At 52.0% G+C, this 7663-nt stretch carries 5 protein-coding genes and 1 pseudogene; all 6 read left to right on the top strand.

Translation table 11 applies throughout. The annotated features are described in order from the left end of the window. The coding region (locus Q1Y74_RS04670; RefSeq protein WP_300812574.1) for a PfkB family carbohydrate kinase at positions 1 to 247 on the top strand (247 nt) is incomplete at its 5' end. A gap of 26 nt (positions 248 to 273) precedes the next feature. Continuing rightward, positions 274 to 1394: pseudogene (locus Q1Y74_RS04665) on the top strand (dipeptide epimerase). Positions 1395 to 1665: 271 nt separating this feature from the next. After that, entirely contained in the window at positions 1666 to 3237 is a 1572-nt protein-coding gene (locus Q1Y74_RS04660; RefSeq protein WP_300812573.1) for a trypsin-like peptidase domain-containing protein, read from the top strand. A 298-nt stretch (positions 3238 to 3535) separates the two neighbouring features. Then, positions 3536 to 4396: an RNA polymerase sigma factor RpoD/SigA gene (locus Q1Y74_RS04655; RefSeq protein ID WP_002561589.1), complete on the top strand. Its 861-nt coding sequence runs from the start codon at positions 3536 to 3538 to the stop codon at positions 4394 to 4396. Positions 4397 to 4546: 150 nt separating this feature from the next. After that, positions 4547 to 4945, top strand: coding sequence for a hypothetical protein (locus Q1Y74_RS04650; protein WP_300812572.1), 399 nt, complete (start codon positions 4547 to 4549; stop codon positions 4943 to 4945). 256 nt (positions 4946 to 5201) lie between these two features. Beyond that, the gene (locus Q1Y74_RS04645; RefSeq protein ID WP_300812571.1) at positions 5202 to 7649 is read left to right on the top strand and encodes an FAD-dependent oxidoreductase; all 2448 of its coding nucleotides are present in this window, start codon (positions 5202 to 5204) and stop codon (positions 7647 to 7649) included. The last annotated feature ends 14 nt before the right edge of the window (positions 7650 to 7663 follow it).

Here is a 7663-nt window from a genome sequence, read left to right as displayed (position 1 = left end):
CGGCAGCCTGAAGCATGCGGGCATTTACGACATCGAGCACGAGGTGGACAGGGTAGGGACGGGCGATGCCTTTGTGGGCGGCCTGATTTATGGTCTCCTTTCTTATCCTGACGACCAGCGGGCATTGGACTTTGCCCTGGCTGCATCGGCGTTGAAGAACACCGTGTACGGCGACTTCAACCTGGTTACGGCAGACGAAGTGGAGAGCCTGATGGCCGGCAATGCGTCGGGCAGAGTGTCGAGATGAAAGTATGGATGACAAAATACAGAAACATGCAAAACCGAAGAGATTTTCTGAAGACAGCCGCATTGGCGGCACTCGGCACGGGGCTGATGTCTACGTCCCTGCTGGCGGAGGAGAAGGGGAAGACTCCTCTGTTCAACATCAACCGAGGGGGGACAGGCGGCAAGCTGAAGCTGCGCTTCTTCCCCTACGAACTGAAGCTGCGCCACGTGTTCACCGTAGCCACTTACTCGCGTACCACTACCCCCGACGTGCAGGTGGAGGTGGAGTACGAAGGCATCACGGGTTATGGCGAAGCCTCCATGCCGCCCTATCTGGGGCAGACGGTGGAGACGGTGACAGCCTTCCTGAGCAAAGTGAAGACATCCTTACCTACGTGGACAGCCTCTCACCGGGAGATACGGCTGCAAAAGCGGCGGTGGACATTGCCCTGCACGACCTGGTGGGAAAGCTGTTGCAGGCACCTTGGTACAAAATATGGGGGCTGAACAAGGAAAAGGCACCCTCCACCACCTTTACCATCGGCATTGATACGCCCCAGGTGGTTAAGGAACGTACCCGCGAGTGTGCCGCCCTCTATAATATATTAAAGGTAAAGCTGGGCGGCAAGGACGACCGTGGGATGATTGAGGCCATCCGCTCGGTGACCGACCTCCCCATCGCCGTAGATGCCAACCAGGGTTGGCAGGACAGGCAGTATGCTCTCGACATGATACACTGGCTTAAAGAGCAGGGCATTGTCATGGTGGAGCAACCTATGCCCAAGGAGCGGCTGGACGACTTGGCCTGGATTACCCAGCACAGCCCGCTGCCCGTATTTGCCGATGAGTCCGTCCAGCGCCTGTCCGATGTGGTTGCCCTAAAGGGCGTATTCTCCGGCATCAACATCAAGCTGATGAAGTGTACGGGGATGCGCGAGGCGTGGAAGATGCTGACGCTGGCCCGTGCTTTGGATATGAAGGTGATGGTAGGCTGCATGACCGAAACCTCGTGTGCCTGCTCGGCCGCAGCACAGCTCTCTCCCGCTGTAGACTTTGCCGATTTGGACGGCAATCTGCTGATAGCCAACGACCGCTTCAAGGGCATGGAAGTGGTGAAGGGCAAGATTACACTGCCCGATTTGCCCGGCATCGGTGTGGTTCTTGTCTGAATGGATATTTGAAAATGGATTTATGTACCCACCTTCATTCTACATTCTCCATTTTCCTAACTATCTGTCAGTATTTAACATATCGGCAACCGTGCATAAATGCAAATTTGTCAGTCATGGCCGTTAACCGCTGTTAAGCTCCAAATAGGCTCTGTTAAAAGAGAACAAAAAAGAATGACAAGCGGAATAACTGAACGTTTTTTGTCGTTATTTTAACGTCGTAATGTTAAACGAAACTCGAATATTAACACTTTAACCGATAGAAAAGAGTATGAAACAGACAACAAAAAACATCTTGGGAGCTACGGCTATCGTGCTCCTCAGTTCAGGAGTTGCAGTATTCTCCAGCTATAAACTGTTGCAGCATGAACAAAGTTCAGCCAACATGTCGTTCAATGAAATGTTTGTGCCCAATCCGGGAGTCAACCTGGCTGCTTTCAGCGCAGCCAATGCACAGCCTGTAGATTTGACGCAAGCTGCCGAAAGCTCTATACATGGCGTGGTTCACATTCGCTCTACCCAGTCGTCCAAGGTGCAGGAAGTGGAAGTGAGAGATCCTTTCTATGAATTTTTTGGCGACATCTTTGGCGGCCGTGGCGGCACTCAGAAACGTCAGGTGCAGACTCCTGAACGCACCGGTTTTGGTTCGGGCGTTATCATCTCGAAAGACGGATATATCGTAACTAACAACCACGTGATTGACGGTGCCGACGAAATCAGCGTCACGCTGAACGACAACCGTCAGTTCAAGGGTCGTATTATCGGTACGGACGAAGGCACAGACCTGGCCCTTATCAAGATTGAAGGTGATGATTTCCCCACCATTCCTGTAGGCGACTCTGATGCCTTGAAGGTTGGCGAGTGGGTACTGGCCGTGGGTAACCCCTTTAACCTCACTTCTACGGTGACGGCCGGTATCGTTAGTGCCAAGGCTCGTTCATTGGGCATGGGGCAGATGACGGGTAAGGAAAGCATCGAATCTTATATCCAGACAGATGCTGCCATCAATCAAGGTAACAGTGGTGGCGCATTGGTTAACGCACGTGGCGAACTGGTGGGTATCAATGCTGCTCTTTTCTCGCCTACAGGTTCCAATACGGGTTATGGATTTGCCATTCCTACCAGCATCATGAAGAAAGTTGTTGCCGATTTGAAGCAATACGGTACCGTGCAGCGTGCCAAACTGGGTGTCAGTGTGCTTGAACTGGCTGAGGAGCCGGGCGACACGCAATTGATAGAAAGAGAAAGCGGAAAGAAGTTGAGTGAAGTGAAGAAGGATGCTCGCGATAAATTCGGTGTCGTAGACGGACTGTGGGTAAGAGAAATTGTAGAAGGCAGTTCTGCAGCCAGCTCGGGCATTAAGGTCGATGATGTGATTGTCGGTTTGGACGGAAAGGAAATCCACAAATTTGCCGACTTGCAGGAAGCTCTGGCCAAGCATCGTCCGGGTGACAAGGTGAGTGTGAAGGTAATGCGTGACAAAAAGGCAAAATCCATTGAAGTGACGCTGAAAAACGAGCAAGGTAACACTAAGGTGGTGAAGAACGCTGATATGGATATCTTGGGCGCAGCCTTCCGGCCGGTATCCGATGAATTGAAGCGCCAGCTCAACTTGGGTTATGGTTTGGAAGTAACAGGCGTAACCGACGGAAAGATGGCTGCTGCCGGCATCCGCAAGGGCTTCATTATCCTGAAGGTGAACGGACAGTCCATGAAGACCGTAGATGACTTGGAAACCGTGATGAAGGCGGCATCCAAGACCCCCGAACAGGTACTGTTTATTACCGGTATGTTCCCTTCGGGCAAGCGCGCCAGTTATGCTGTTGACTTGAGCCAGGAGTAATCCGGTGGCCGTAGGCCGACGACAATAATAAATTCTTTCAGCCGCAGGTAAAGCGGATGACGCAGATTCTAATCTATTTCAGATTTCTGATTTCAGTGTGTGTGTCTAAGGGTTTCCCTTCAGGAATTTGCGCCTCCCGTTTCGTCTGCGGCTGACGTTTTCAGTCTTTGTTTCTCGTCGGGGTAGAAAACGGTCGTTACATTCACTATTCTTTTAGAATATCTACAAAAAAGTTACGTCAAGATAGCGGCTAACCCAATAAATTGTCGTAACTTTGCATCCAAATCTGTTTTAAAGAATGAGACAACTAAAAATTACCAAAAGTATCACTAACAGAGAGAGCGCTTCTCTTGACAAGTATCTGCAGGAAATCGGTCGCGAGGACCTCATTACGGTTGAGGAAGAGGTGGAGCTCGCTCAGCGCATCCGCAAGGGTGACCGTGTGGCGTTGGAGAAACTGACACGTGCCAATCTGCGTTTCGTTGTATCTGTAGCCAAGCAGTATCAGAACCAGGGTTTGAGTTTGCCCGACTTGATTAATGAGGGAAACTTGGGATTGATTAAGGCTGCCGAGAAATTTGATGAAACACGTGGCTTTAAATTCATCAGCTATGCGGTATGGTGGATACGCCAGTCCATTCTGCAGGCTTTGGCAGAGCAGTCGCGTATCGTGCGTCTTCCGTTGAACCAGGTGGGTTCGCTGAACAAAATCAGCAAAGCCTTTTCTAAGTTCGAACAGGAGAATGAACGTCGTCCCTCTCCCGAAGAATTGGCAGACGAACTGGAAATCCCCGTTGATAAAATCTCCGATACACTGAAGGTCTCGGGTCGCCATATTTCGGTGGACGCTCCTTTTGTGGAAGGAGAGGACAACAGCCTGCTTGACGTGCTGGTCAACGACGATTCGCCCATGGCCGACCGCTCGTTAGTGAACGAGTCTCTTGCGAGGGAAATTGACAGAGCTCTTTCTACGTTAACCGACCGCGAAAAAGAAATCATACAGATGTTTTTCGGAATCGGACAACAGGAAATGACCTTGGAAGAAATCGGCGACAAATTTGGACTTACCCGTGAACGTGTTCGCCAGATTAAAGAAAAAGCAATCAGAAGATTAAGACAAAGTAATCGTAGTAAATTGCTCAAATCTTATTTGGGATAAGTAAGAAATGTCAGTTTCCGACAAAAAGGTATCAAAAACCGGCGCCTCCCTGATGCGGACAGCCGGTTTTTTTGTTATCTTTGTCCCCGTCTCATTCTTTGGGTAAAGACAGAATATGATTGGATATATACTTAATAATTAGCAGAACTTATGAAATACATTCGGATAATCATGACCGTGGCACTGCTTTTTACGCTGTGTTCGGCTTTTACAATGAAGAAGGACAAAGAAAAGCCTGTGTATGCATTCGGAGTGGCAGCTTCGTTCAACGACTCTGTAGTCTATTATACGCCGATTCAGGTGCTGGACAGCGTGGCATTGGATAAAAACGGTTTTCTGCCCAAGAGGGACCTTTATTCTTACCAACTGAAGAATTACTTGGAGGCGGAGGTCGGCAAGCCGGATTATACCTGTATGATTTACTTTTCAGAAAACAAGAATAAACTGACAAAGGAAGCCACGAAGCTGATGAATAAGTACACAAAGACCAAACTGGTACTTCAACTTCTGGATCCTTCTGTCTTCACTTTCAAAAAGCCTCAGGAGTAAATTGGGATATTCTATCTAATCTGATTTTGTGCATATTTAGTGGTTTTTCGTTTGTGTATGATTTTATATGAATGGCTGCTCGGTTTTGGGCAGCCATTTGTGTGTAAAGTCGTTGGCGAAAGGTGGGGTAAATATTGTTTTCTGCTGTATGTGATATCGTTAACATTATTTTCCATTGGAAATTATTATTAATTGGAAATAATGTGTTTTCTTTGCATCGTCAAATCATAGAGAAAGTAAGAATAAGAAAATGAGTATGAAATATGTAATTGTTGGCGGTGTGGCAGGAGGTGCCACAGCTGCTGCCCGTTTGAGACGGATAGACGAGCAGGGTGAAATCCTGTTGTTGGAGAAAGGAAAGCACATCTCTTATGCCAATTGCGGTTTACCTTATTATATAGGTGGAGTTATTGAGGAACGCGAGAAATTGCTGGTGCAGACACCGGAGAGCTTCGGCAGGCGTTTCCGCATCGATGTGCGGGTGGAGAACGAAGTGGTGGCCATCCGGCCGGACAAGAAGACGGTGACGGTGCGGAGGGCCGGCGGTGGAGAGTATGAGGAAGCTTACGACAAACTGCTGTTGTCGCCCGGCGCCAATCCGGTGGTGCCGCCGTTGGAGGGCATCCGTTCGGAGGGCATCTTTACCCTGCGCAATGTGGAGGATACCGACCGCATCAAGGCCTACCTTGCCGACAAGTGCGTGAAGCGTGCGGTGGTGGTAGGTGCCGGATTCATCGGGCTTGAGATGGCGGAAAACCTGCATCATGCGGGTGTCGGTGTATCGGTGGTGGAGATGGGCAACCAGGTGATGGCTCCCATTGACTTCTCCATGGCTGCCTATATCCACCAGCACCTGGTGCAGAAGGGCGTGCAGCTCTATCTGGAGGAAAGCGTCACCCGCTTTGAGCGCACGGAGCAGGGCATCACGGTCTTTCTGAAGAGCGGGAAGACGATAGAGGCCGACCTGGTGCTGCTGTCCATCGGCGTGCGGCCGTCTACCGCCCTGGCCCAACAGGCAGGCGTGAAGCTGGGCGAGACAGGCGGTATCTGGGTGGACGAACACCTGGAGACTTCCGTAAAGGACATTTACGCCGTGGGCGACGCTGTGGAGTATCCGCATCCGCTGACGGGCAAGCCCTGGCTCAACTATCTGGCCAATCCGGCCAACAGACAGGGACGCATCGTGGCCGACAACATGGCTTTGGGTAATGTACAGACCTATGAAGGTGCCATCGGCACTTCCATAGCCAAAGTGTTCGACATGACTGTGGCCTCTACGGGCCTTGCCGCCAAGCGCCTGAAACAGTGGGGCATGGAGTACAAGAGCAGTGTCACCCATTCTTCTTCTCACGCGGGCTACTATCCCGACGCCTTGCCGCTGACCCTGAAGCTGACTTTCCATCCCGTGACGGGCAAACTCTACGGAGCGCAGTGTGTGGGCTATGAGGGAGTGGACAAGCGCATCGACCAGATAGCGGGGCTCATCAAGCGGGGGGGTACTGTGTATGACCTGATGGAAACGGAGCATACTTATGCGCCTCCCTTTTCGTCCGCCAAAGACCCGATAGCCATTGCTGGTTATGTAGCCTCCAATCTCATCAGCGGTGCCATGCCGGCCATTACGTGGCGCGAGCTGGCGGCTGAAAAGAAAGGGGTGATGCTGATAGACACACGCACACCCGAAGAGTTTGCCTTCGGCTCCATTGCGGGGGCTGTCAACATCCCGCTGGACGACTTGCGCGAGCGTCTGTCCGAAGTGCCTGTCGACCGTCCCGTCGTGCTCTTTTGCGCCGTAGGTCTGCGAGGCTATCTGGCCCAACGCATCCTGATGGGGCGCGGTTATCGTAACGTGCGCAACTTGATAGGAGGATATAAGACTTACTCCACTGCGCTGGCTCCCGTGCCTAAGCCCGACGGACAACCGCAGGCCCGGCAGCAGAAGACTGCCTCCTGCCGCCGCCAGCCGGACACTGAGGCGAAGGAGACGCTGAAGGTCAATGCCTGCGGCCTCCAATGCCCCGGCCCCATCATGCAGGTGAAGAAGGCCATGGACACCATTGCGGCAGGTGCAAGGGTGGAAGTGGTGGCTACTGATGCCGGCTTTGCCCGCGATGCAGAGGCCTGGTGTGCCACTACGGGAAACATCCTGGTGGACAAGCACGAGGACAAGGGCCGCTATACCGTGCTGATAGAGAAAGGCTCGGGATGTGTCCCCATCGCCGCTTCCGAAGGCGGGAAGGGCAAGACGCTGATACTCTTCAGCGACGACCTGGACAAGGCCTTGGCCACTTTTGTACTGGCCAACGGAGCAGCTGCCACGGGACAGAAGGTCTCCATCTTCTTCACCTTCTGGGGATTGAACGTGCTGAAGAAGGTACACAAGCCCAAGGTGCAGAAGGACGTGTTCGGAAAAATGTTCGGCATGATGCTTCCCTCCAGCTCGCTCCAACTGAAGCTCTCGCAGATGAACATGGGAGGTCTGGGCCGCCGCATGATGCGCTTCCTGATGAAGCGCAAGGGAGTGGACTCGCTGGAGTCTCTGCGTTCGCAGGCCCTGGCGCAGGGCGTGGAGTTCATCGCCTGCCAGATGTCCATGGACATGATGGGTATCCGAAAGGAGGAACTACTGGACGAAGTGACAGTAGGTGGTGTAGCCACCTACATGGAACGTGCGGATAAGGCCAATGTCAATCTGTTCATCTAAGGGGCGGGAGGTCG

This window comes from uncultured Bacteroides sp. (genome assembly GCF_949298305.1).
GTDB lineage: Bacteria > Bacteroidota > Bacteroidia > Bacteroidales > Bacteroidaceae > Bacteroides.
The sequence above is the reverse complement of the archived record's forward strand: the minus strand, read 5'-3'. Positions and strand labels throughout refer to the sequence as shown.

Coding starts and splice junctions, on each gene's coding strand:
- Q1Y74_RS04660 (WP_300812573.1), top strand. CDS start 1,666: ATGAAACAGACAACAAAAAACATCTTGGGAGCTACGGCTATCGTGCTC.
- Q1Y74_RS04655 (WP_002561589.1), top strand. CDS start 3,536: ATGAGACAACTAAAAATTACCAAAAGTATCACTAACAGAGAGAGCGCT.
- Q1Y74_RS04650 (WP_300812572.1), top strand. CDS start 4,547: ATGAAATACATTCGGATAATCATGACCGTGGCACTGCTTTTTACGCTG.
- Q1Y74_RS04645 (WP_300812571.1), top strand. CDS start 5,202: ATGAAATATGTAATTGTTGGCGGTGTGGCAGGAGGTGCCACAGCTGCT.